The sequence below is a fragment of the Sphingomonas sp. genome (assembly GCF_035944535.1).
Lineage (GTDB): Bacteria > Pseudomonadota > Alphaproteobacteria > Sphingomonadales > Sphingomonadaceae > Sphingomonas_B.
The window spans coordinates 456,542-477,792 of the sequence record NZ_DASZBC010000014.1 but is presented as its reverse complement, the minus strand read 5'-3'; the positions used below and the strand labels follow the sequence as shown (position 1 = coordinate 477,792).

The window sequence follows — 21,251 nt, the reverse complement described above, 5'->3', positions numbered from 1 at the left end:
CTTAAAGAAGGGCGGCGTGGGTGACTGCGCCGCCCTTTGCCGACGCGAACTGCGTCGTCGCGGGCTTGGCATAGACGAAGCCGAAGGTCGGATAGCTGGTCTGGCCGACATGGCCCATCGACGCGAACCATACCTTGACCCGGCTCCAATCGCCGGCGTCCGACACGTCGACCACCCGCACGTCCCGCTCGACGCCGCCGCGGCGCGACCAATTCGCGTGAGTGACCTTGATCTCACGGGGCGAAACGATGCGGCTGACCATTGCGACATGGCCGACGCGCATCTTGCCGTGCGGCTTCATCACCATCACCGAGCCCACCTGCGGCGACTGGCCGCGATCATAGCGGCCCGCCGCCTGGCCCCACCAGGTGCCGGCATTGCCGTAGATCTCGATCCCCGACACCATCCGCGCAAAAGGCGCACACTGCCAGAACTGCGCGCTGGCAGGCGTGGCAATCAGGAATGAGGCAAGCATCATGAGCGCGCCAATGAAGGCGCTGCGACCGTTTTTCATGTTCGAAGAGTGTCCCCGCTCTCGCTGACACGGCTGTAGGGAAGCGTTCGTCCACCCGTCATTCCCCGTGCGTTGAGCGGAGCCTGGGGCAGGGTGAGCCGGAGGAACTTTTCGGCTCATCGCGCATGATTATCGGCTCACCGGCGCAGCTTGGAAGCGCTCGCCCGAATCTCTATAGCGCGGCACCATGGAGCGGCTGGAGGGCGGCTCGGCGGTTCCAGCCCATCTGCGCGGCGGGGTCGTCGCGCTGGGCAATTTCGACGGATTTCACCTTGGGCACCAGGCGGTCGTCGGCCGTGCGATCACGCGCGCGCGCGCCGAAAGGCGTCCAGCACTGGTCGCCACCTTCGACCCGCATCCGGTCCGCTACTTCCGTCCGGACGCGCCGCCTTTTCGCCTGACGACGCTCGAACAGCGCCAGCGGCTGTTCGGAACCGCAGGCGCCGATGCGATGATCGTCTTTCACTTCGACGCGGCGCTCGCCGGGCTTACGGCCGAGGCGTTCGTCGAAGAGCGGCTGGTCGGGCTGATCGGCGCTGCAGGCGTGGTGACCGGCGAGGACTTCACCTTCGGCAGGGGACGGGGCGGCAATGCACAGGTGTTGGCCGATTTGGCTCAACGCCACGGCTTTTCCGCCGAAGCGGTCGCGCCAGTGACGCTTGAGGGAGATCCCGTCTCTTCCAGCCGCATCCGGTCGGCGCTCCAGCAGGGCGACTGTGCGACCGCCGCCCGGCTGCTGACACGCCCCTTCACCATTGAGGGCGTGGTGCAGCATGGCGACAAGGTCGGGCGCACGATCGGCTATCCGACGGCCAACATTGCACTCGATCGCTATCTCCGCCCCCGCTACGGCATCTATGCGGTGCGCGCACGGCTGCCGGACGGACGTCTGATCTACGGTGCCGCGAACCTGGGCATTCGGCCCAGCTTCGATCCGCCGAAGGAGCTGCTCGAAGCCTATCTGTTCGACTTCGACGAAGACCTTTACGGACAGACGATCGAAGTCGAGTTCCACGCCTTCATCCGGCCTGAAGCCAAATTTGACAGTCTTGATGCTTTGACTGCGCAGATGGACGCGGACTGCGTCGAGGCGCGGCTAAGGCTGAACTCCGCTTAACTCCGTTCGCTTCGAGCGCAGTCGAGAAGCACTTGCCCGCGCGGTGCCGCGTTTCTCGACTTCGCTCGAAACGAACGGAACCAAGTTACGCCGCTTCGAGCTCCCGCACCGGCACCAAGGCTTCGACGAACTGCTGCGCACTTGCCCTCCAGCTGAATCCCGCGCCGAACGCCGCGCAGGCTTGGCGATCCAGCGTCAACGCTTCGATAATTGCCCGGCCCAGATCGTCGCGCATTGCTCCGACACGCTCCGTCAGAACGTCGATCGGGCCGCTGACCGGGTAGGCGGCGACGGGGGTGCCGCAGGCGAGCGCCTCGATCATGACCAGTCCGAACGTGTCGGTGCGGCTCGGGAAGACGAAGACGTTGGCGGCGGCATAGGCTCCCGCAAGCGCCCGGCCCGAGCGGGCGCCGAGGAAATGCGCCGAAGGGAAGCGCCGCTCCAGCTCGGCACGCGCGGGGCCGTCGCCGACGACGACCTTGCTGCCGGGCGTATCGAGGGCGAGGAACGCCTCCAGATTCTTCTCGATCGCGACCCTGCCGACATAGAGCTGGATGGGCCGCGGCAGCGTGGCGAACAGCGCGGGCGGTGGCGCGTTGGGCGTGAACGTTTCGAGATCGACGCCGCGTCCCCAGGGCTTTACGCATGCGATGCCATTCACTTCGAGCGTGCGGCGAATGGACGGCGTGGAAACCAGCACCGCTTCGGCCGGCGTGTGGAACCAGCGGATATAGCGCCAGAACAGCTCCTTCGGCAGACCGGTGCGCGCCGCGACATAGTCGGGGAACTGGGTGTGATAGGCGGTCGTGAAGGGGCGCATCCGGTTGAGGCACCAGCGGCGCGCCGCCAGGCAGAGCGGGCCTTCCGTCGCCAGATGCACCGCCTCGGCTTCGAACGCCGCAATGCGATTACCCACCGAACGGGTCAAGGCGAGCGCAAGCCTGATCTCCGGGTAGGTCGGGCAGGGCACCGAGCCGTAGAGATCGGGCGAGATGACCAGCACCTGATGGCCCATCGTCTCGAGCTCATGCGCAACCGCCTGAAGCGTGCGGACGACGCCATTGACCTGCGGGCTCCAGGCGTCCGTTACGATCGCGATCCTCATGCCGCCACCGCCAGTTCGCGCGCCGCCGCTTCGGCGGCCCGGCGGGCGGCGATTTCGTCCGCCCAGTGCAGCACTTCCATGCGGCCATCGCCATGTTCGACCAGCGCCGTGCAGCCCTCGACCCAATCGCCGTCGTTATAATAGTCGATGCCGCCGATGCGGCGCATCTCGGCAGTGTGGATATGGCCGCAGACCACGCCGTCGACGCCGCGGACGCCGGCCTCATGCGCCACCACTTCCTCGAACCGGCCGATGAACTCGACCGCGTTCTTGACCTTGTGCTTGGCGTGCTTCGAGAGGGACCAGTAGGGCAGGCCGAGCCGCTGGCGCACGAGGTTCACGCCCACGTTCAGCTTCATCAGCAGATGGTAGGCAGCGTCGCCGACAAAGGCGAGCCAGCGATGCGCCAGCATGATCGCGTCGAACTCGTCGCCATGCATCACCAGCAACTTCCGGCCATCGGCGGTCTCGTGGATCGCCTTGCGCCGAATCTCGACTCCGCCGAAGTTCAGACCCGTGAACTGCCGGAACATCTCGTCGTGATTGCCGGGAATATAGACCACGCGCGCGCCGCGCTTCGCGCGCTTCATGATCCGCCACACTACGTCATTGTGGCTGGCAGGCCAATAGAAGCGCTTCTTCATGCGCCAGCCGTCGATGATGTCGCCGACCAGATAGATGGTGTCGCTGTCGGTGTGGTCGAGAAAGTCGATCAACATCGCGGCGTTGCAGCCGCGTGTGCCGAGATGGATGTCGGAGATCCAGATCGTTCGGAACCGCCGCCGCTGCGCAACCGGCGCTTCCGGATGGCTAGGTTCGGATATGGGAAACAGGTCCGCGTCGAGCGGAATGCGAGTGATGGCGTTCATGGGCGGCCCCTTGCTCTCTCGCTCGGGTGCTATGCCTGACGGATGTGACAGATCGACTCCGTCTCAGTGACAATCGAGTGACGCTCGGCCTGGGCCGCTTCCGGGCTATGCTGATGCGCGACGGATTACGGAGGTAAGAATGAAGAAGCTTTCGGCAGCTATGCTGATTGCCGCGCAGCTGTCGGGTGCACCGGCTGTTGCCGCTTCGCTGGAGCCGATCGGGGCTGGCCCCACTCGCACCAGCGCCTTTGCAGGGGCGCGACTCCGGATCGGGCTCGGCGGCCGCGACTCCGGCCAGCTTCGCGCCGGTCTCGGCATCGGACCGATACGGAGCGTGCAGAGCCATGACGGGCGCATCCGCACCAGCTTTGGCGAGGGTCTGCAGTTCGGTATGCGCGGCACCGGCCCGGCACGCCTGTCGGTCGCCGGCCGATCGATGGAAGAGATAAGGCTGCAGGCAGACGGAAAGGGCGGCGTGCCGACCTGGGCTCTGGTCGTGGGTGGTGTCGTGATCGCCGTCGGCATTGCCGCGGCCGTGTTCATCGACCGCATCAACGACGCTTCGGACTGAGGAGCGATTCTCCTTCTGCTGGCTCACCTTTCATTGCGAGCGCAGCGAAGCAATCCAGCGGGGCGACTCCTGGATTGCTTCGTCGCTTCGCTCCTCGCAATGACGAAGCGAGATTCGCATTCGACAATCAGAAGGGCACGTGGCCGGGCAGCCGTGCCACGTCGCTCAACCAGCGCTGCACGTTCGGGAAGGCCGAAAGGTCGAAGCCGCCTTCCTCCGCCACATGGGTGTAGGCGTAAAGGCAGATGTCGGCGAGGCTGAAGCTGTCGCCCGCGAGCCAGGTTGTGCGGGAAAGCTGCTCGTCCATCAGCTTCAGCGCCGCTTCTCCTGAAGACTTCTTTGCCGCCAGTTGTGAGCGCTGGGCGTCGTTCAGCTGGTCCTCGCCGACGAAGGCGCGCCAGAAGCGCAAGGTGGCGACGTTCGGCTCGTGATTATACTGCTCCCAGAACATCCAGCGCAGCATGTCGGCGCGGGCGAAGCGGTCGCCCGGGATCAGATGCGAGCCGTCGGCCAACCAGAAACAGGCGGCATTGCTCTCGGGCAGGAAGCGGTCGCCGATCTGCAGCACCGGGATGCGGCCATTGGCATTGACGCCGGCCAGGAACTCGGGCGTCCGCGTCTCGCCCGCCATGATGTCGTAGTTGCGCCGGGTCAGCGGCACGTCGAGATGGGCGGCCGTCAGCCTGATCTTATAGCAATTACCCGATCGCGCATCCTCATGGAGGATCAGCTGTCCGTCCATCCTTGCCCTCCCAGTTGGTCGCGCCATGTCGCGACCTGTGGGCGTGAGCCAACAAGTTTCGACGAACGACGGATAAGCTGCGTTTATGCGGCCGTGGTCAGCACGATCTTGCCGATGTGATCGCCGCCTTCCATTCGCTCATGCGCTCTTGCGGCTTCGGCGAGTGGGAAGGTCGTGTCGATCACCGGTCTGAGACGGCCTTCGCGGACGTGCGGCCAAACCATGCGATCGATCTCGTCAGCGACCAGCTGCTTGAAGTCGTTGGAGCGGGGCCGCAGCGTCGAGCCGGTGAGCGTCAGCCGGCGCCGCATGATGTCGAAGATCGGGATTTCCGCCGTCGCGCCGCGTTGCACGGCGATGGAGACATGACGACCCTCCTCCGCCAGGCATTGAAGGTTCCGGGGCAGATAGTCGCCGCCGACCATGTCGATGACGATCTGCACGCCCTTGCCGCCGGTCGCTTCCTTGGTCAGGGCGACGAAGTCCTCGGACCTGTAGTTGATGGCTGCTGCCGCGCCGAGCTCCCGGGCGCGGGCGCATTTTTCGTCCGATCCGCAAGTGACGATCATCTTGAGGCCGAACAATCTGCCGAGTGCGATCGCCATCGTGCCGATGCCGCTGGTGCCGCCATGGACCAGCACCGCGTCGCCATCGGCGGCAAAGGCGCGTTCGAACAGATTGACCCAGACTGTGAACAGCGTTTCGGGCATGGCCGCCGCCTCGACCATCGTCAGGCTTTCCGGCACGATCAAGCAGGAGCCGGCCGGCGCTACGGCATATTCGGCATAGCCGCCGCCCGCCACGAGCGCGCAGACCGGCTGGCCGATCAGCGCCTCTTCCGCCAGGCCGTTGGCAGCGACGACTTCGCCGGCCACCTCCAGCCCGAGGATTGAGGGCGCTCCCGGCGGGGGTGGATAGCCGCCCTTGCGCTGCAGCACGTCGGGCCGGTTCACGCCCGCCGCGGCGACCTTGATCAGCACTTCGCCTTCTTTGGGCTGCGGCACTGGCCGCTCGACCGGGCGCAGCACTTCGGGTCCGCCCGGCGCTTCGGGGTCGATGGCGATCATCGTTTCGGGCAAATCGATCACACTCATCCCCAGATTGCGGCGAGCCCCTAATTGACTTGGGGGGCGAACGGGTCAACTTTCCTCGGGCATGGATCTCGACGACATTCTTCCGAAGCGGCCCGACGATCCGCTGGCCATGCTCGTCCGGCAGGACCTCGATCCCATGTCCGTCGAGGAGCTGAACGCGCGGATCGGGATCCTGGAAGCGGAGATCGGGCGGGCCAAGGCGAAGATCGAAAAGTCGGTTAACCATCGCGCAAGCGCCGACGCGCTATTCAAGCGATGACTCGGCGCGGGTGCCTTACGGGTTCCCAGCACCGCATTTTCGCGGCCTTGATGAACGATCTTCGGGCCCCGACATTAGAACGGAAGCGGTGCCCGGCATCCGCCGGGCCCCAGGAGTGACCTGAATGCCCTCTTTTGCCCCTGCGCTCGAGACCACTTTGCACAAGGCGCTGACGCATGCGTCCAGCCGCCGGCATGAATATGCGACGCTCGAGCATCTGCTGCTGGCGCTGACCGACGATGCCGATGCGTCGAAGGTGATGGTGTCCTGCGGCGTCGACCTTTCCGAACTGAAGGACGCGGTCACGCATTATCTCGACACCGAGCTCGAAGCGCTCCGCGTCGAGGGTGAGACCGATCCGTCGCCGACCAGCGGATTTCAGCGTGTGGTCCAGCGCGCGATCCTGCACGTCCAATCGTCCGGCCGCGACGAGGTGACGGGCGCCAACGTGCTGGTCGCGCTGTTCTCCGAACGCGAATCCTACGCCGTCTATTTCCTCCAGCAGCAGGACATGAGCCGTCTCGATGCGGTCAGCTTCATCAGCCATGGGGTCGGCAAGGGCAGCACCGCGCCGGAGCCGCGCGAAGTGAAAGGCGCCGAGGAGGAAAAGGCCCAGAAATCCGACGGCAAGCAGAAGACTGAGAGCGCGCTCAAGCAGTTCTGCGTCGATCTCAATGCGAAGGCCAAAGAGGGCAAGGTCGACCCGCTGATCGGCCGTGGCCCTGAAGTGGACCGCACCGTGCAGATCCTCTGCCGCCGCTCGAAGAACAACCCGCTCTATGTGGGCGATCCTGGCGTCGGCAAGACGGCGATCGCGGAAGGCCTGGCGCGCAAGATCATCGAGGGCGATGTGCCCGAGGTGCTGAAGCCGGCTGTGATCTACTCGCTCGACATGGGCGCGCTGCTTGCCGGCACGCGCTATCGCGGCGATTTCGAAGAGCGGCTGAAGCAGGTCGTAAACGAGCTTGAGAAGCTGCCGCACGCCATCCTGTTCATCGACGAGATCCATACTGTGATCGGGGCCGGCGCCACGTCCGGCGGCGCGATGGACGCGTCGAACCTGCTGAAGCCGGCGCTTTCGGGCGGTACGATCCGCTGCATCGGCTCGACCACCTACAAAGAGTTCCGCAACCACTTCGAGAAGGATCGCGCGCTGCTGCGGCGCTTCCAGAAGATCGACGTGAACGAGCCGACGATCGAGGACACGATCAAGATCCTTGCCGGCCTGCGCACCGCGTTCGAGGGCCATCACTCGGTCAAATACACGCCCGACGCGATCAAGTCGGCGGTGGAGCTGTCGGCGCGCTACATCAACGACCGCAAGCTGCCGGACAAGGCGATCGACGTGATCGACGAAGTCGGCGCGATGCAGATGCTGGTGGCGCCGAACAAGCGCAAGAAGGTGATCACCCCCAAGGAGATCGAGGCGGTGATCGCGACCATGGCGCGCATCCCCCCGAAGACCGTCTCGTCGGACGACACCAAGAATCTGGCGAGCCTGGAGACCGACCTGAAGCGCGTCGTGTTCGGCCAGGACTTGGCGATCGAGAAGCTCTCATCCGCGATCAAGCTCAGCCGGGCTGGCCTGCGCGATCCGGACAAGCCGATCGGCAATTATCTGTTCACCGGCCCGACCGGCGTCGGCAAGACGGAAGTCGCGCGCCAGCTCGCCTCGATCATGGGCATCCCGCTGCAGCGCTTCGACATGTCCGAATATATGGAGCGCCATTCGGTCAGCCGGCTGATCGGCGCGCCTCCGGGCTATGTCGGCTATGACCAGGGCGGCCTTCTGACCGACGCCGTTGACCAGCAGCCGCACTCGGTGCTGCTGCTGGACGAGATCGAGAAAGCCCATCCGGACCTGTTCAACATTCTGTTGCAGGTCATGGATAACGGCAAGCTGACCGACCACCACGGCAAGACGGTCGACTTTCGGAACGTGATCCTGATCATGACCACCAATGCCGGCGCGTCCGACATGGCGCGCGAGGCGGTCGGCTTCGGCAACGTCACCCGCGAGGGCGAGGACGAAGAGGCCGTGAAGCGCATGTTCACGCCGGAGTTCCGCAACCGTCTCGATGCGATTGTGCCGTTCGGCTATTTGCCGCCGGAAGTGGTCGCCCGCGTGGTGGACAAGTTCATCCTGCAGCTCGAACTGCAACTGGCCGACCGCGACGTGCACATCAATCTGGACGACGACGCCAAGGCATGGTTGACCGCACGCGGTTACGACAAGCTCTACGGCGCCCGCCCGATGGGCCGCCTCATTCAGGAGAAGGTCAAGCAGCCGCTCGCCGAGGAATTGCTTTTCGGCAAGCTGGTTCATGGCGGCGAAGTAAAGGTCCATCTGAAGGACGACGCCCTCGCCTTCGAAATGGTCAGCGCCCCGCCCAAAAAGCCCAAAAAGAAGGGCGCCAAGTCGGAAGACGCGAAGGCCTGAGCCAACCAGCCGGGCGGCGCTTCACATGAAGTGCCGCCCGAGTTGCGTCCGGACTGGTCAACGTCCTAGCCTGTGCCCATGACAAAGCATTCCATCGCGGCGATTGCCGGCGTTTTCCTGGCCAGCGTGGCCCACGCTGCTCCCGTCTATGTGATGCGTCACCTCGAGCGCGACGCCGGCAAGGACCCTTCGTTGAACGCGATCGGTACCAAACATTCGGAGGAGCTGGCGACCTGGTTCCGGCGCGACCGGCCGAAAGCGATTTTCGTGACCCAGTTCCGTCGTGCGCAGGAAACGGTGGCGCCTCTCGCCAAGCGGCTGCGGATCACTCCTATTCGCTATGATCCCGGCAAGCCCGAAGCGATGCTGTCTCAAGTCAAGGCGAGCAAGGGGCCGGTGCTGATCGTCGGACATTCGAACACGGTGCCGAAGATCGTCGAGGAGCTGGGCGGGCCGGCCGGACCCGACCTTGCCGACACCGACTATGGCCGCATCTGGATAATCCGGGATGGCAAGGTGACTGTTACTGAGCTGGGCAAGCCGCAGCCACGCTAGTTGTTCCCCGGCGAAGGCGGGGGTCCAGGATTGCGTTGGACGACTGACCCTCACCAACATTGGGCCCCGCCTTCGCCGGGGAGCGTCAATCCTCCAGGATCCGGCTATGGTCGCGAGTGTCGCGCATGCGGAGATAGACGATCAGCGAGAGGCCGATCATCGCCGTCACATAGGCGTAGAAGCCGCGCTCCCAGCCGATCTTCTTCAGCCACAGCGCCAGTGACTCGGCGGTGCCGCCGAAGATCGCGTTGGCGATGGCGTAAGGAAAGGCGACACCCAGCGCGCGGATATGGGCCGGGAACATCTCGGCCTTCACCACGCCGCTGATCGCGCTGTAGCCAGAGTTGATCAGCAGCAGCCCGCAGACCACTGCAAAGGCGATCCACGGATCGTGCACCGTTTCGAGGAAGACGAAGGCCGGCCAGGTCGCCACCAGCCCGAGCACGCCGAAGCCGACCAGCAGCGGCTTGCGGCCGATCCGGTCGGATAGAGCGCCGGCCAGGGGCTGCAGCAGCATGAACACCAGCAGCGCGCCGGTCATGATCCCGCTCGCCACCTCCCGGCTGAAGCCTGATGTGTTGGCGAGGAATTTCTGCATGTAGATCGAATAGGCATAGAAGGCGAGTGTGCCGCCGGCGGTCAGCGCCATTACCGTCAGCGCCTCGCGCGGATGATCGCGAAACAGGGTGAGCGCACTGGATCGCGGCAGCTCCTGGTCCTGCGCGTTGCGGAAGCTTTCGGTCTCGACCAGCCGCCGCCGCAGCCAGAAGACGACCACCGCCAGCACCCCGCCGATGGCGAACGGGATGCGCCAGCCCCAGGCGTCCATCTGCGCCTCGGTCAGGATCGACTGCAGCAGCACGAGCAGCGCGAGCGCGGTCAGCTGGCCGCCGATCAGCGTCACATATTGGAAGCTCGCCCAGAATCCGCGGTGCTTCCGGCCCGCCATCTCCGACATGTAGGTGGCGCTGGCGCCATATTCCCCGCCGAGACTCAGCCCCTGTGCCATGCGCGCGAGCGTCAGGATGAGCGGCGCAACAAAGCCGATCTGCTCATAGGTCGGCGTCAGGGCGATGGCGACCGAGCCGGCGCACATCAGGGTGACTGAGAGCGTCAGCCCCGCCTTGCGCCCGTGCCGGTCCGAATAGATGCCCATCAGCCAGCCGCCGATCGGCCGCACCAGAAAGCCCACCGCGAAGACCAGGGCCGTGTTCAGCAGCTCGATGGTCCGGTTGTCGCTCGGGAAGAAGGCGCTCGCGAAATAGAGCGCGAAGGCCGAATAGGCGTACCAGTCATACCATTCAACGAGATTGCCGGCCGAACCGCCGATGATCGAGCGCAGGCGGTGGGGCTTGGCGGTCATGGCTCCTGTTTATCGTCAGCGCGCCAAGGAGCAACTTGGCACTTGGTCCTCCGTCCTGCAAAGGGCGCGCGATGACCGATCTTCGCTCCGCCGCTCTCGTCTCCAAGGCCTGGCCCTTTGAAGAGGCCCGCAAGCTGTTGAAGCGCGGCACGCCGGACAAGGGCTATGTGCTGTTCGAGACCGGCTATGGACCGTCCGGCCTGCCGCATATCGGCACCTTCAACGAAGTGCTGCGCACGACGATGGTGCGCAACGCCTTTCATGCGCTGTCGGACGTCCCGACCAAGCTGATCGCCTTTTCGGATGACATGGACGGCCTGAGGAAGGTGCCGGACAATGTCCCAAACCAGGAGATGCTGCGGGAGTATCTCGGTAAGCCGCTGACCCGCATTCCCGATCCGTTCGGCAAGTTCGAGAGCTTCGCGCATCACAACAATGCGATGCTGCGCGAATTCCTCGATCGGTTCGGCTTCGATTACGAATTCGCCAGCTCGACCGACTATTATGCGTCCGGCAAGTTCGACCCGATCCTGCGGACCGTGCTGGAACGCTACCAGGCCATTCTTGACGTCATGCTGCCAACGCTGCGGGCGGAGCGGCGCGAGACCTATTCGCCGGTGCTCCCGGTCAGCCCCAAGTCCGGGATCGTGCTCCAGGTGCCTGTGGAGGTGATCGATGCGGCCGCCGGCCTGATCCGCTTCGAGGATGAAGGGGAAATGGTCGAGCAGTCCGTTTTCGGCGGCCAGGCAAAGCTCCAGTGGAAGGTCGACTGGGCGGCGCGCTGGGTCGCGCTCGACGTCGACTATGAGATGGCGGGCAAGGACCTGATCGACTCTGTCATCCAGTCCGGCAAGATCGCCCGCGTGCTGGGCGGCGACCCGCCGGCCGGTTTCAACTACGAGATGTTCCTCGACGAGAATGGCGAGAAGATCTCCAAGTCCAAGGGCAACGGCCTGAGCCTGGAGCAGTGGCTCACCTATGGCCCGCAGGAGAGCCTCGCCTTCTTCGCCTATCGCGAGCCCAAAAAGGCCAAGCAGCTGCACATCGGCGTGATCCCGCGCGCGATCGACGAATATTGGCAGTTCCGCGGCAACTACCCCGCCCAGCCGATCGAGCAGAAGCTCGGCAATCCGGTCCATCATATCCATGACGGCCGGGTGCCGGACGCGAAGCTGCCGGTTACCTTCGGGCTGTTGCTCAACCTGGTCGGCGTGATGGGCGCCGACGCGACCGAGGATCAGGTCTGGGGCTATCTCGGCAACTATGTCGAAGGGGCGACGCCGGAACGCTATCCCGAACTCGCCAAGCTGATCGGCCACGCGCTTGCGTATAATCGCGACTTCGTCGCGCCTACGCTGAAGCGCCGCAAGCCTGAAGGTGTGGAAGTGGCCGCGCTGGAGCGGCTCGACCGCGAACTCGCGGCCCTTCCCGCCGATGCCAAGGCGGAGGACATCCAGAACATCGTCTATGCGATCGGCAACGAAGGCGGGTTCGAGCAGCTGCGCGACTGGTTCAAGGCGCTGTACGAGACATTGCTCGGCTCTGCCCAAGGACCGCGCATGGGCAGCTTCATCGCGCTCTACGGCATCGCCAACACACGCCGCCTGATCGCCGAGGCGCTCGCCGCCAAGGCCTAGCCGAGCGTCACGTCGAGGAACATCATCGCGGCGAGGCCGATCATCAGCCCATGGGACGCACGGGCGCTCGGCTGCGGGCGCTGGGTGTCGGGAATGATCTCGGTGGCGACGACATAGATCATTGCGCCGGCGGCAAAGCCTAGTCCCCAGGGCAGCAAAGCCGCCGAGAGCCAGGCGAGGCCGGCGCCGAACGTGCCGCCGATCGGCTCGACCAAGCCCGAGCCCAGCGCGATCAGAAAGGCCGTGCGGCGCGAATAGCCGAGGGTCAGCACCGACACAGCGACGGCGAGCCCTTCGGGAATATTCTGGAGTCCGATGCCGGTCGCCGTGGCGGTGCCGGCAGCAAAGTCGCCGGTGCCGAAGCTGACGCCGACCGCCATGCCTTCGGGAAAATTGTGCAGCGTGATTGCGGCCACGAACAGCCAGATGCGCTTGACGTTCAGCGGATCGGCGCCTGGCTTGCCCAGCAACGCGATATGATCGACCGGCAAGTGCCGGTGGATCGACGACAGCACGAACGCGCCGAGCAGCACCGCCGCCACCAGCGTGCCCGCGGCCTCCGCCTTGGATGCGCCCATCGCTTCCGCCTGCTCGATGCCGGGGATGATCAGCGAAAAGAAGGAAGCGGCGAGCATTACCCCGGCCGCAAAGCCGAGCATCAGCTTCTGCTGATCAAGGCTGGGGCGCCCGGTGAACCACAGCGCCAGCCCCCCGATCCCGGTCGCGGCTCCGGCGATCAGGCTGGCGAGGATGCCGGCAAGGACAGGGTCGCTCATGTCCTCAGAACGCTTGAGCTGCCAATCGGGCTCTGAGCCTTCACCCGCACTGACGGGAGAGCTACGCACCTGGCATGATCGAGATCAAGACGGCGCGGCTTCGGCTCAGGCCCGCATCGATGGACGATGTGGAAGCGTTTCACAGCATCCTGAGCGATCCCGAGGCGATGGCATTCTGGTCCTCGCCTCCGCACACGGACATGAGCGAGACCGCGGCTTGGGTGTCCGCGATGATGAGCATCGATCCGGGCGAGGGTGAGGACTTCGTGATCGAGCAGGACGGGCGGGTGATCGGCAAGGCAGGTCTCTATCGCTTTCCCGAGATCGGCTTCATCCTGCACCCCAGCACCTGGGGCCAGGGATTTGCGCGTGAAGCGCTCAAGCCGGTGCTCGACCGCGCCTTTTCAGTTCACGGGCTGCCCGCCGTCGAAGCCGATGTGGATCCGCGGAATAGCGCATCGCTCCGGTTTCTCACCCGCCTGGGCTTCGTGGAAACAGGCCGCGCGAGCAGGACCTGGAATATCGGCGGACACTGGTGCGACAGTGTCTACCTGCGGCTCGACAAATCCGAGTTTGCAGACATTCCCCTGCCAACGCCCCTGATCTAGAACAGCCAGCAAAGCTGTGCGAGGGGGCACGCCCATGACGACCATCATCCGCGAAGCCGATCTGATCGAGAGCGTCGCCGACGCGCTCCAGTACATCTCCTACTATCACCCGATGGACTATATCCGCGCACTCGGCGCGGCGTACGAGGCGGAGCAGTCGCCGGCAGCGAAGGACGCGATCGCGCAGATCCTCACCAACAGCCGCATGTGCGCGGAGGGGCATCGGCCGATCTGCCAGGATACGGGCATCGTTACCGTCTTCGTAAAATGGGGCCAGGACTGCCGGCTGGAGTCGAGCAGGTCGCTGCAGGAAGTGATCGATGAGGGCGTGCGCCGCGCCTATCTTCACCCGGAGAACCGGCTGCGCGCCTCGATCCTGCGCGACCCCGCCTTCACGCGCGTCAACACCAAGGACAATACGCCGTCGGTGCTGAACGTCGAGATGGTGCCGGGCCATCATGTCGAGGTGACGGTCGCAGCGAAGGGTGGCGGCTCCGAAAACAAGTCCAAGTTCAAGATGCTGAACCCGTCGGACTCGATCGTCGATTGGGTACTGGAGATGGTGCCGCAAATGGGTGCCGGCTGGTGCCCGCCCGGCATGCTCGGCATCGGCATCGGCGGCACGGCGGAAAAGGCGATGACGCTCGCCAAGGAATCGCTGATGGGCGATATCGACATGGCGCAGCTGAAGCTCCGTGGTCCGCAGAACAAGATCGAGGAGCTGCGCATCGAGATTTTCGACAAGGTGAATGCGCTAGGCATCGGCGCCCAAGGCCTGGGCGGGCTCGCGACGATCCTGGACGTGAAAATCCTCGATTGGCCGACCCACGCGGCGTCCAAGCCGATCGCGATGATCCCCAATTGCGCGGCCACGCGCCACGCCCACTTCCATCTCGACGGCTCGGGGCCCGCCTATCTCGACCCGCCGAACCTCGATGAATGGCCGAAGGTCGAATGGGCGCCGTCCAAGGAGGCCATCAAGGTCGATCTCGACACGCTGACGCCGGACGTGGTGGCGAGCTGGAAGCCGGGCGACCGGCTGCTGCTCAACGGCAAAATGCTGACCGGCCGCGACGCCGCGCACAAGCGCATCCAGGACATGCTGGCCAGAGGCGAGCAGCTTCCCGTCGAGTTCCGGGGCCGCGTCATCTATTATGTCGGCCCGGTCGATCCGGTGCGCGACGAAGTAGTCGGCCCGGCCGGGCCGACAACTGCGACGCGGATGGACAAGTTCACGCGCATGATGCTGGAACAGGGCCTGCTCGCCATGGTCGGCAAGGCCGAGCGCGGGCAGCTCGCCATCGAGGCGATCCGCGACCACAAGGCGGCCTATCTGATGGCCGTCGGCGGCGCCGCCTATCTGGTCGCCCGCGCGATCAAGGGCGCCAAGGTGGTCGGCTTCGAGGACCTGGGCATGGAAGCGATCTACGAGTTCGAGGTGAAGGACATGCCGGTGACCGTCGCCGTCGATGCGACCGGCGAAAGCGTTCATCACACGGCGCCCTTGGTTTGGCGTGAGAAGATCGCGAGGGAACGGCTGTTGGAGAAAGCCTGACCTCGCGGCACCTGCTCAGCGCATCAGGCCGGCCGCGCGAAGGGCATCGTTGATCGTCTTGGCAATGCCTGTCTCGACCGGCGGGCGCTCTTCCCGTTCCTCTCTGATCAGGCGCTCCGGGCGGACTGGAGTTACTGAAGCCGCCGCGATCGGAGCAGGAAGTCTTGCCGCAGGCACCTCGCCCGTCGGGCGAGCGGACGCTGGTCCTGCAATACCCCAGAAGCGCGCAATCTCCTGAGAAGAGCCGATGCCGACGTCCAGCATGTGAGCGCCGCTCTTGCCACCGCCCTGGAGCGACGGGTCCACCGGCGTGCCATGCCCCATCCCGCGGATGACTGTTTCCTCCAACTGCACGCGGCCTGCAGCATCCCGCCAGAGCCGCTGCGCCGCATTGCCTGTCCGGCGGCTTTCGGAAGGCTGGGCCGGCAGGGCATGAAGTTGGCGCCATTGCTCCACGCACGCGACGCCATTGACCGCCGACACGGTCCGGTCGCCCGTCCCGTGCCAAACAGACACCATGGGCCAACTGCCGTCGTGCGCAGAAGCGGACCGCACCTTCGCTGCAAGGCCGGCCCCATCGGCGATCGCGCTTCCCTGCATGGCGCTGAAGGCCTCCGGCATCGAGGCCGCCGCTCCGAATGGAAGCCCAGCAATGATCGCACCTCCGGCAAACAGCTCCGGATAGGTCGCCAGCATCACGGACGTCATCGCGCCGCCCGCCGACAGCCCGGTGACATAAGTGCGGGCCGGGTCGGTATGATGGCGCGCCCGGACGGTACGCACCATCTGGGCGATCGAAAGGGCCTCCCCGCCGTCTCGGTGAGTATGCTGGGGCAGGAACCAATTGAAGCACAGGTGCGAATTGTTGGCGCGCCGCTGTTCGGGAAATAGCAGGGCAAAGCCGTAGCGGTCCGCCAGGACCGACCAGCCGGCGCCATGATCATAGCTCGCCGCCGTCTGGGTGCAGCCGTGCAGCACGACGACCAGCGGCGCGCCCGCTTCCAAGCCATTTGGGATGTAGATGCGGGCGCGCAGATTGCCCGGATTGGACCCGAAATCGTCGATGTTGCCCAGCCTGTCCTCAGGCGCGGAGAGCCCTCCTGGCAGCGGTTTTGCGCGCATTGCCGCCAAGCGGGAGATTGTTTCGGCAAGACCTGTCACGGTGCGTCCTTCCGGGCTTCGGGCCCAAGCGTCTCAACGCGCCCATAAGGCTCCGGTTGCTGCACTGCACAATAAGTGTGTTCAGCCTCCGGCTCCTTGGATACTCGGCACCCGTAGCCGTGGAATCTCGATCTTGGGGCAGCGGTCCATGACCACTTTCAGGCCTGCGGCTTCGGCGCGGGCGGCGGCTTCGTGGTTGATGACGCCGATCTGGAGCCAAACGGACTTGGCGCCGGCGGCGATGGCTTCGTCGACCGCTTCACCGGCGGCCTGGGGGCGGCGGAAGATATCGACCATGTCGATCGGTTCGCCGATCTGGGACAGGTCGCGCCAGACATATTCGCCGTGCACATGCTCGCCGGTGATCTGCGGGTTGACCGGCAGCACGCGATAGCCGTGATCGACTAGGAACTTCATCACGCCCCAGCTCGGCCGGTCGGGGCGGTCGGATGCGCCGATCAGCGCGATGGTGCGGGTGGACCGGAGCAGATCGGCAATCTCGGCATCGGTGGTGAGCGGCATGTCTCGTCTCCCATATGGCATCGTAACGCCTGCTATCTCTGCTAGGCTCCGACCATGCTGGAGTCGCTCGCCCGCCCCTGGTCGCCACGCATGATTGCACTCGCCGTGATGGCCGTCGTCGCCGCCAATGCGCTCTATTGCCTGATCTACACGAGCCTGGCGGGACGGCCGGAGAGCGTGGCGCAGGCGGTCGGCTGGAGCATCGTCAATCTCACCCCCTGGCTACTGGCGTTTGAGGCGGGCAAGCGGTGGCAGCGGCCCCTGGCGGTGGCGGCCGGCGGCGCGCTGCTGTCGCTGCTGCTGGGCGCGATTCTGCTCGCCGGCGCGCTCAATCTCTTCGAGCTCGCGCGGCGGGTGCCGGGCGCGGCGCTGACGCTGGGGCTGCTGATGCTCGTGCGGCGCCACGAGGTGCGGACCGGGGAGGGCAGCATCACCCTGCCGCTGCCGCCCGACCGGATCGCCTGGGTCGCCGCCGCCGGGAACTATGTCGAGCTGCACGGCGGCGAGCGGCCGCTGCTGGTGCGGGCGCCGCTCGGCGCGGTCGAGGCGGCGCTCAAGCCCCACGGGTTTGTGCGGATCCATCGCTCGACATTGGTCAACCGCCAGCGCGTGGCGAAGGTCAGGAGCGCCGACCTGCTGCTCGACAATGGCCGATCGCTGAAGCTCGGCCCCAGCTTTCGCGCGCAACTGCTCGCCTGATTTTCGTCCCTTCGTCACCCGGCGCTGGCGAGCGCGCGGCCGCCCCTCCAGGATCGCAGCCGGAGGTGACCAATGCGAACCATGTTGATGGCGTTGATCCTGGTGAGCGGCGCGGCGGTGGCGCAGACGCGGATCGTAGGGGACCTGCCGCGCAAGCAGGCGCAGCCGCTGGAGACCACGCCTGGTCTGGAGACGGAATATGGCGCCGTGCGGGCGTCGGAGGGATATCGGCTGCGGACGATCCTGACCCGGCCGGGGGGCGCCAAGGGCAAGCTGCCGGCCATCTTCATGACCCAGGCGGTGTCCTGCGGCAGCCTGGAACTGCCGCCGGAGTCGCGATCGGTGATGCGGCAGCTGCCGCTCCGATCGGGCCACGTGTTCATCCGCGTGGAGCGGGCGGGGACGGGCGACAGCGAGGGGCCAGATTGTTCAGCGCTCGATTACGACACCGAGGTGAGGCACTATCGCGAGGCCTTCGACCAGCTGACGCGGCACCCCTGGATCGATCCCGCCCGACTCGTGATCTACGGATCGAGCCTCGGGTCGACGACGGCTCCGCTGGTGGCGCAGGGCAAAAGGGTGGCGGGCGTCGCCGTTCAGGGCGGCGGGGCGCTGACGTATCTTGAGCGCATGATCCATTTCGACCGCTTCTATTTCGAACGGTCGGGCAAGTTCCCGCCGGACGAGGTGCACGGGCGGGTGCTCAAGAGCATCCGCTTCAACCAGGCCTATCTGCTGGACCGCAAGCTGCCGGAGCAGGTCGAGCGCGAGCAGCCTGATCTGAAGGGCGTGTGGGCATCGATGCGCGGCACGGTCGAGGCGCCGCCGCATTATGGTCGGCCGCACGCCTGGCACTGGCAGGCGGCGGACAAGAACTTCCTCGCCGCCTGGACCCGGATCGAAGCGCCGATACTGGTGCTGTGGGGCGAGCATGAGCAGTTCGAGCCGCGGCACGGTCATCAGATGATCGTCGATGCGGTCAATGCGCTGCGGCCGGGCACGGCGACGTTCGTGGCGATGCCGGGGATCGACCACAGCCTATTCCGGCATGCTTCTAGTTATGCGGCCTATCGCGACGAGGGCGGGAAGATCGACCGCGAGGCTTTGATCGTGCCGATGCTTGCCTGGTTAAAGACCATTGGCAGCCGCTGATCCATTTCCGTCATTGGGAGACGCGCAGCGACGAAGCAATCTAGAGTCTACGAGTCCGAAGCTGGATTGCTTCGCTCCGCTCGCATGACGGAAAAGAGCGGACGCTACGCTTCGTCGGGATCGGCTTCGTCGGCGTCGATCCAGTCGGGGTAGAAGCTGGGTTCCCGTCGCGACCAGCCGGGCGCCGTGGCGGCGCTTTCGGTGATCGTCAGGAACAGATCGCGCCGGCGCTCGCCGGGAATGTGCGGCAGCGAGGCGGCGGCACAAAAGGCGCCGAGCAGCCACGGCCGGGCGGTGGCGCCTATCAGCCGTTCGTAGAGGAAGCGATAGGCCTGGAAACTAACCAGCCGTTCCTGCGACAGGTCGAAGGCGCTGATGCCGACAAGCGGCGCCATGAACGCCTCGACATCTTCGAGCCCCACCCGTTCCGGCACGCGGCCGCGCAGCTCAGGCAGCCGCTCGTAATTGCGCATCTGGACGGTGATGGAGACCCGTTCGATCGGATCGCGCGAATAGCGGTCGACGGCACCTGGTTCCCTGACAATGCCGATCGACCTTCGGATGTAGCGTTGCGTGCCTGGTGGAAAGGACGCGAATTCCTGCATTTCCGCGATGGTGTACTTGGCACTGGAAGCCGTCACTGCTGTGTCACCTCCTCCTCTTCATTACGCCTGCAATGCTTAGCTTGTTCCTAACCCAAACCAAAGCTCGTCCGCACCCGGCGTTCGAGCACTTCGAGCGGCATGCGGCCACCGTCGAGAACGAGCGAGTGGAAGCGCTTGATATCGAAACCGCGGGCGCGCTCCGCTTCCGCGCGCAAGCGGCTGATCGCGACCTGGCCGACCATGTAGGCGCAGGCCTGGCCGGGATAAACGATGTAGCGGTCGATCTCGGTCTGCGACGCGCTGCGCGACTGGGACGAGTTCTCGACCATATAGTCGATCGCCTTTTCGCGGCTCCAGCCCATCGCATGCAGGCCTGTGTCGACGACCAGGCGAGAGGCGCGGAACGCATAGGAGCCCAGATAGCCAATCTTGCCGAGCGGATCGTCGGCATACATACCGAGCTCGTCCGCCACCTGCTCCGAATAGAGCCCCCAGCCTTCGCTGTACGCCGTCGCCGAGCCGGTCTGCCGGTAGATCGGCAGGTCGCCATTTTCGAGGCTGAGCGCGCCTTCGAACAGATGCCCCGGCGCCCCTTCGTGGAAGGCAAGCGTCGGCAACGTGTAGCGCGGCCATTCCGACGTATCGCGCAGGTTGATGTAGAAAATGCCAGGACGCGAGCCGTCGGGAAGGCCGCGCTGTGCCGAGCCGCCGGGCGCGCCGCCTTCGATTTCGGGCGGCACGCGCCTGATCTCGTAGGGCAGGGTCGGCATGCGAGCGAAGACCTGCGGCAGCTTCGGCTGAATGGCGGCGAGCCGCTCGTTCAAATAAGCGATCAGTTCGGCACGGCCCGGATCAGTGTTCGGGAAGATTTGGCCGGGCCGTTTCTCGACGGCGTTCAGCCGCTCGCGGATGCTGCCCTGCGTATAGCCCTGCGCCTTAAGCAGCGCATCAATCTGGCCGTTGAGCTCGGCGACACGAGTGAGGCCCAGCTGATGGATCTCCTGCGCGCTCATCCGGGTCGTCGTGTGCAGGCGCAGGCAGGTTGCGTAATAGGCCTGGCCGTTCGGCAGATTGGTGACGCCGGTCGGCCCCGCCCGGTCGAGCAATCTGGTGAGGGTCTCGATCTGGCGGGTGGCCGCGGCGCGGATTGGGCCTTCGACGATAGCGGCGGCCCGATCCTCATAGCCGTTGAGGCCGAGTGCGGCGGAGCGGCGCGCGATTGACTTGACCAAAGTCTTCTGGCGCACGTCGCCGTCGCGGAACTGCTTCAGCTGAGCGATGGCCTGGTCGAGAATGAAGTGGGGGGCGATCACGTCCATCGCCGCATTGCTGCGGACGATCTCGGTATCGGCGTCGAGCAGGCTTGGGATCGCTGACAAGCGTGCCATGTACGCGTCGGCATCGGCCTTGTTCTTGACCGGGTGCTGGGTGTCCATGAAGCTGCCGACGCCGGTGTAAAAGCCGCCGAGCTGAGTGACTCCATAGGGTCCGCCGCGATGGCCGAAGCCGGCGGTGTGATAGGGGAAACGGTCGAGCTCCGCCTGCCGCGCGAGGCTGAACTCGGCGGTATCATAGCTGATCTGCGCTTCCGCTCTCAGCCCGTCACGGCCGAGCGCCTGCAGGTCGGCAAGATCGCGCGCCGTCGCCTTGCGGTCGCTCTCGCGCCCGGCGGGCGACCAGTCGGGAAAGCGGGAGCGGAGCGCGGCGCGGGCACCGGTGTCCATTCCCAGGCTCGTGGCCGAAGTTGGATTGCGCTGCAGGTCCGCTTCGAACTGTCGCATCAGCAGATCGTGCAGCTGCTTATCCTTGCCGGTCCGCGCGGTTCCTTGCGCTGCGGCCTTGCCTGCCAGCGCCAGGGCGCCCGCTCCCGCCAGCAACTCGCGGCGGTTGAGAGTTCCGTTCCGCAT

General features: G+C 65.5%; 21 protein-coding genes. 10 read left to right on the top strand and 11 right to left on the bottom strand.

All coding sequences use genetic code 11. The features are described from left to right. Position 1 precedes the first annotated feature (1 nt). Positions 2 to 478 (bottom strand): CHAP domain-containing protein, encoded by a 477-nt coding sequence (locus tag VGT77_RS15490; protein WP_327463980.1) that lies wholly within the window; start codon positions 476 to 478, stop codon positions 2 to 4. A gap of 223 nt (positions 479 to 701) precedes the next feature. Here VGT77_RS15490 and VGT77_RS15485 point away from each other — a divergent pair, with 223 nt between their 5' ends. Beyond that, the gene (locus VGT77_RS15485; protein WP_327463979.1) at positions 702 to 1,631 is read left to right on the top strand and encodes a bifunctional riboflavin kinase/FAD synthetase; all 930 of its coding nucleotides are present in this window, start codon (positions 702 to 704) and stop codon (positions 1,629 to 1,631) included. An 85-nt stretch (positions 1,632 to 1,716) separates the two neighbouring features. Here the strand turns inward: VGT77_RS15485 and VGT77_RS15480 are convergent, their stop codons facing one another. Next, positions 1,717 to 2,736 carry a glycosyltransferase family 1 protein gene (locus VGT77_RS15480; protein WP_327463978.1) on the bottom strand — a complete coding sequence of 340 codons (1,020 nt, stop codon included), beginning with the start codon at positions 2,734 to 2,736 and terminating at the stop codon, positions 1,717 to 1,719. Then, positions 2,733 to 3,605 (bottom strand): UDP-2,3-diacylglucosamine diphosphatase, encoded by an 873-nt coding sequence (locus VGT77_RS15475; RefSeq protein WP_327463977.1) that lies wholly within the window; start codon positions 3,603 to 3,605, stop codon positions 2,733 to 2,735. Before VGT77_RS15475 ends, VGT77_RS15480 begins: the two co-directional genes overlap by 4 nt. Before the next feature lie 139 nt (positions 3,606 to 3,744). On the opposite strand from VGT77_RS15475, the gene VGT77_RS15470 reads away from it, so the two are divergent. Continuing rightward, a complete protein-coding gene (locus tag VGT77_RS15470) occupies positions 3,745 to 4,176 on the top strand; it encodes a hypothetical protein (protein WP_327463976.1) in 432 nt (143 codons plus the stop codon). Between the two features lie 127 nt (positions 4,177 to 4,303). On the opposite strand, the gene VGT77_RS15465 is transcribed toward VGT77_RS15470, so the two are convergent. Together VGT77_RS15465 and VGT77_RS15460 are read right to left on the bottom strand one after the other, a co-directional pair. Beyond that, a complete protein-coding gene (locus VGT77_RS15465) occupies positions 4,304 to 4,918 on the bottom strand; it encodes a glutathione S-transferase family protein (protein WP_327463975.1) in 615 nt (204 codons plus the stop codon). Positions 4,919 to 5,001: 83 nt separating this feature from the next. After that, entirely contained in the window at positions 5,002 to 5,985 is a 984-nt protein-coding gene (locus tag VGT77_RS15460; protein ID WP_327464017.1) for an NAD(P)H-quinone oxidoreductase, read from the bottom strand. Positions 5,986 to 6,073: 88 nt separating this feature from the next. Here VGT77_RS15460 and VGT77_RS15455 point away from each other — a divergent pair, with 88 nt between their 5' ends. The 3 genes from VGT77_RS15455 (at position 6,074) to VGT77_RS15445 (ending at position 9,266) form a co-directional block, all read left to right on the top strand. After that, positions 6,074 to 6,271: a DUF1192 domain-containing protein gene (locus VGT77_RS15455; RefSeq protein ID WP_327463974.1), complete on the top strand. Its 198-nt coding sequence runs from the start codon at positions 6,074 to 6,076 to the stop codon at positions 6,269 to 6,271. 124 nt (positions 6,272 to 6,395) lie between these two features. After that, positions 6,396 to 8,711, top strand: a complete 2,316-nt coding sequence (clpA, locus tag VGT77_RS15450) for an ATP-dependent Clp protease ATP-binding subunit ClpA (protein WP_327463973.1) — start codon at positions 6,396 to 6,398, stop codon at positions 8,709 to 8,711. Between the two features lie 78 nt (positions 8,712 to 8,789). Then, positions 8,790 to 9,266 carry a histidine phosphatase family protein gene (locus tag VGT77_RS15445; protein ID WP_327463972.1) on the top strand — a complete coding sequence of 159 codons (477 nt, stop codon included), beginning with the start codon at positions 8,790 to 8,792 and terminating at the stop codon, positions 9,264 to 9,266. A gap of 85 nt (positions 9,267 to 9,351) precedes the next feature. Here VGT77_RS15445 and VGT77_RS15440 read toward each other — a convergent pair whose 3' ends face one another. Beyond that, on the bottom strand, positions 9,352 to 10,629 hold the full coding sequence (locus VGT77_RS15440; RefSeq protein ID WP_327463971.1) for an MFS transporter: 1,278 nt from the start codon (positions 10,627 to 10,629) through the stop codon (positions 9,352 to 9,354). Between the two features lie 71 nt (positions 10,630 to 10,700). Here VGT77_RS15440 and VGT77_RS15435 point away from each other — a divergent pair, with 71 nt between their 5' ends. After that, positions 10,701 to 12,266 (top strand): lysine--tRNA ligase, encoded by a 1,566-nt coding sequence (locus VGT77_RS15435; RefSeq protein ID WP_327463970.1) that lies wholly within the window; start codon positions 10,701 to 10,703, stop codon positions 12,264 to 12,266. Here the strand turns inward: VGT77_RS15435 and VGT77_RS15430 are convergent. Continuing rightward, a complete protein-coding gene (locus VGT77_RS15430; protein ID WP_327463969.1) occupies positions 12,263 to 13,042 on the bottom strand; it encodes a ZIP family metal transporter in 780 nt (259 codons plus the stop codon). The two genes, VGT77_RS15435 and VGT77_RS15430, sit on opposite strands and share 4 nt — an antisense overlap. Before the next feature lie 74 nt (positions 13,043 to 13,116). On the opposite strand from VGT77_RS15430, the gene VGT77_RS15425 reads away from it, so the two are divergent. Together VGT77_RS15425 and VGT77_RS15420 are read left to right on the top strand one after the other, a co-directional pair. Then, positions 13,117 to 13,650: a GNAT family protein gene (locus VGT77_RS15425; protein ID WP_327463968.1), complete on the top strand. Its 534-nt coding sequence runs from the start codon at positions 13,117 to 13,119 to the stop codon at positions 13,648 to 13,650. Between the two features lie 34 nt (positions 13,651 to 13,684). Then, positions 13,685 to 15,205 carry a fumarate hydratase gene (locus tag VGT77_RS15420; RefSeq protein ID WP_327463967.1) on the top strand — a complete coding sequence of 507 codons (1,521 nt, stop codon included), beginning with the start codon at positions 13,685 to 13,687 and terminating at the stop codon, positions 15,203 to 15,205. Between the two features lie 15 nt (positions 15,206 to 15,220). Here VGT77_RS15420 and VGT77_RS15415 read toward each other — a convergent pair whose 3' ends face one another. Next, on the bottom strand, positions 15,221 to 16,327 hold the full coding sequence (locus VGT77_RS15415; RefSeq protein WP_327463966.1) for a PHB depolymerase family esterase: 1,107 nt from the start codon (positions 16,325 to 16,327) through the stop codon (positions 15,221 to 15,223). A 120-nt stretch (positions 16,328 to 16,447) separates the two neighbouring features. Beyond that, a complete protein-coding gene (locus VGT77_RS15410) occupies positions 16,448 to 16,888 on the bottom strand; it encodes a CoA-binding protein (RefSeq protein WP_327463965.1) in 441 nt (146 codons plus the stop codon). A gap of 54 nt (positions 16,889 to 16,942) precedes the next feature. On the opposite strand from VGT77_RS15410, the gene VGT77_RS15405 reads away from it, so the two are divergent. Continuing rightward, positions 16,943 to 17,587, top strand: coding sequence for a LytTR family DNA-binding domain-containing protein (locus VGT77_RS15405; RefSeq protein ID WP_327463964.1), 645 nt, complete (start codon positions 16,943 to 16,945; stop codon positions 17,585 to 17,587). Between the two features lie 87 nt (positions 17,588 to 17,674). Next, positions 17,675 to 18,739, top strand: coding sequence for an alpha/beta hydrolase (locus tag VGT77_RS15400; protein ID WP_327463963.1), 1,065 nt, complete (start codon positions 17,675 to 17,677; stop codon positions 18,737 to 18,739). A gap of 104 nt (positions 18,740 to 18,843) precedes the next feature. Here VGT77_RS15400 and VGT77_RS15395 read toward each other — a convergent pair whose 3' ends face one another. Beyond that, the gene (locus VGT77_RS15395) at positions 18,844 to 19,344 is read right to left on the bottom strand and encodes a hypothetical protein (protein ID WP_327464016.1); all 501 of its coding nucleotides are present in this window, start codon (positions 19,342 to 19,344) and stop codon (positions 18,844 to 18,846) included. A gap of 86 nt (positions 19,345 to 19,430) precedes the next feature. Then, complete coding sequence (locus tag VGT77_RS15390; protein WP_327463962.1) at positions 19,431 to 21,251, bottom strand: DUF885 domain-containing protein; 1,821 nt, start codon at positions 21,249 to 21,251, stop codon at positions 19,431 to 19,433.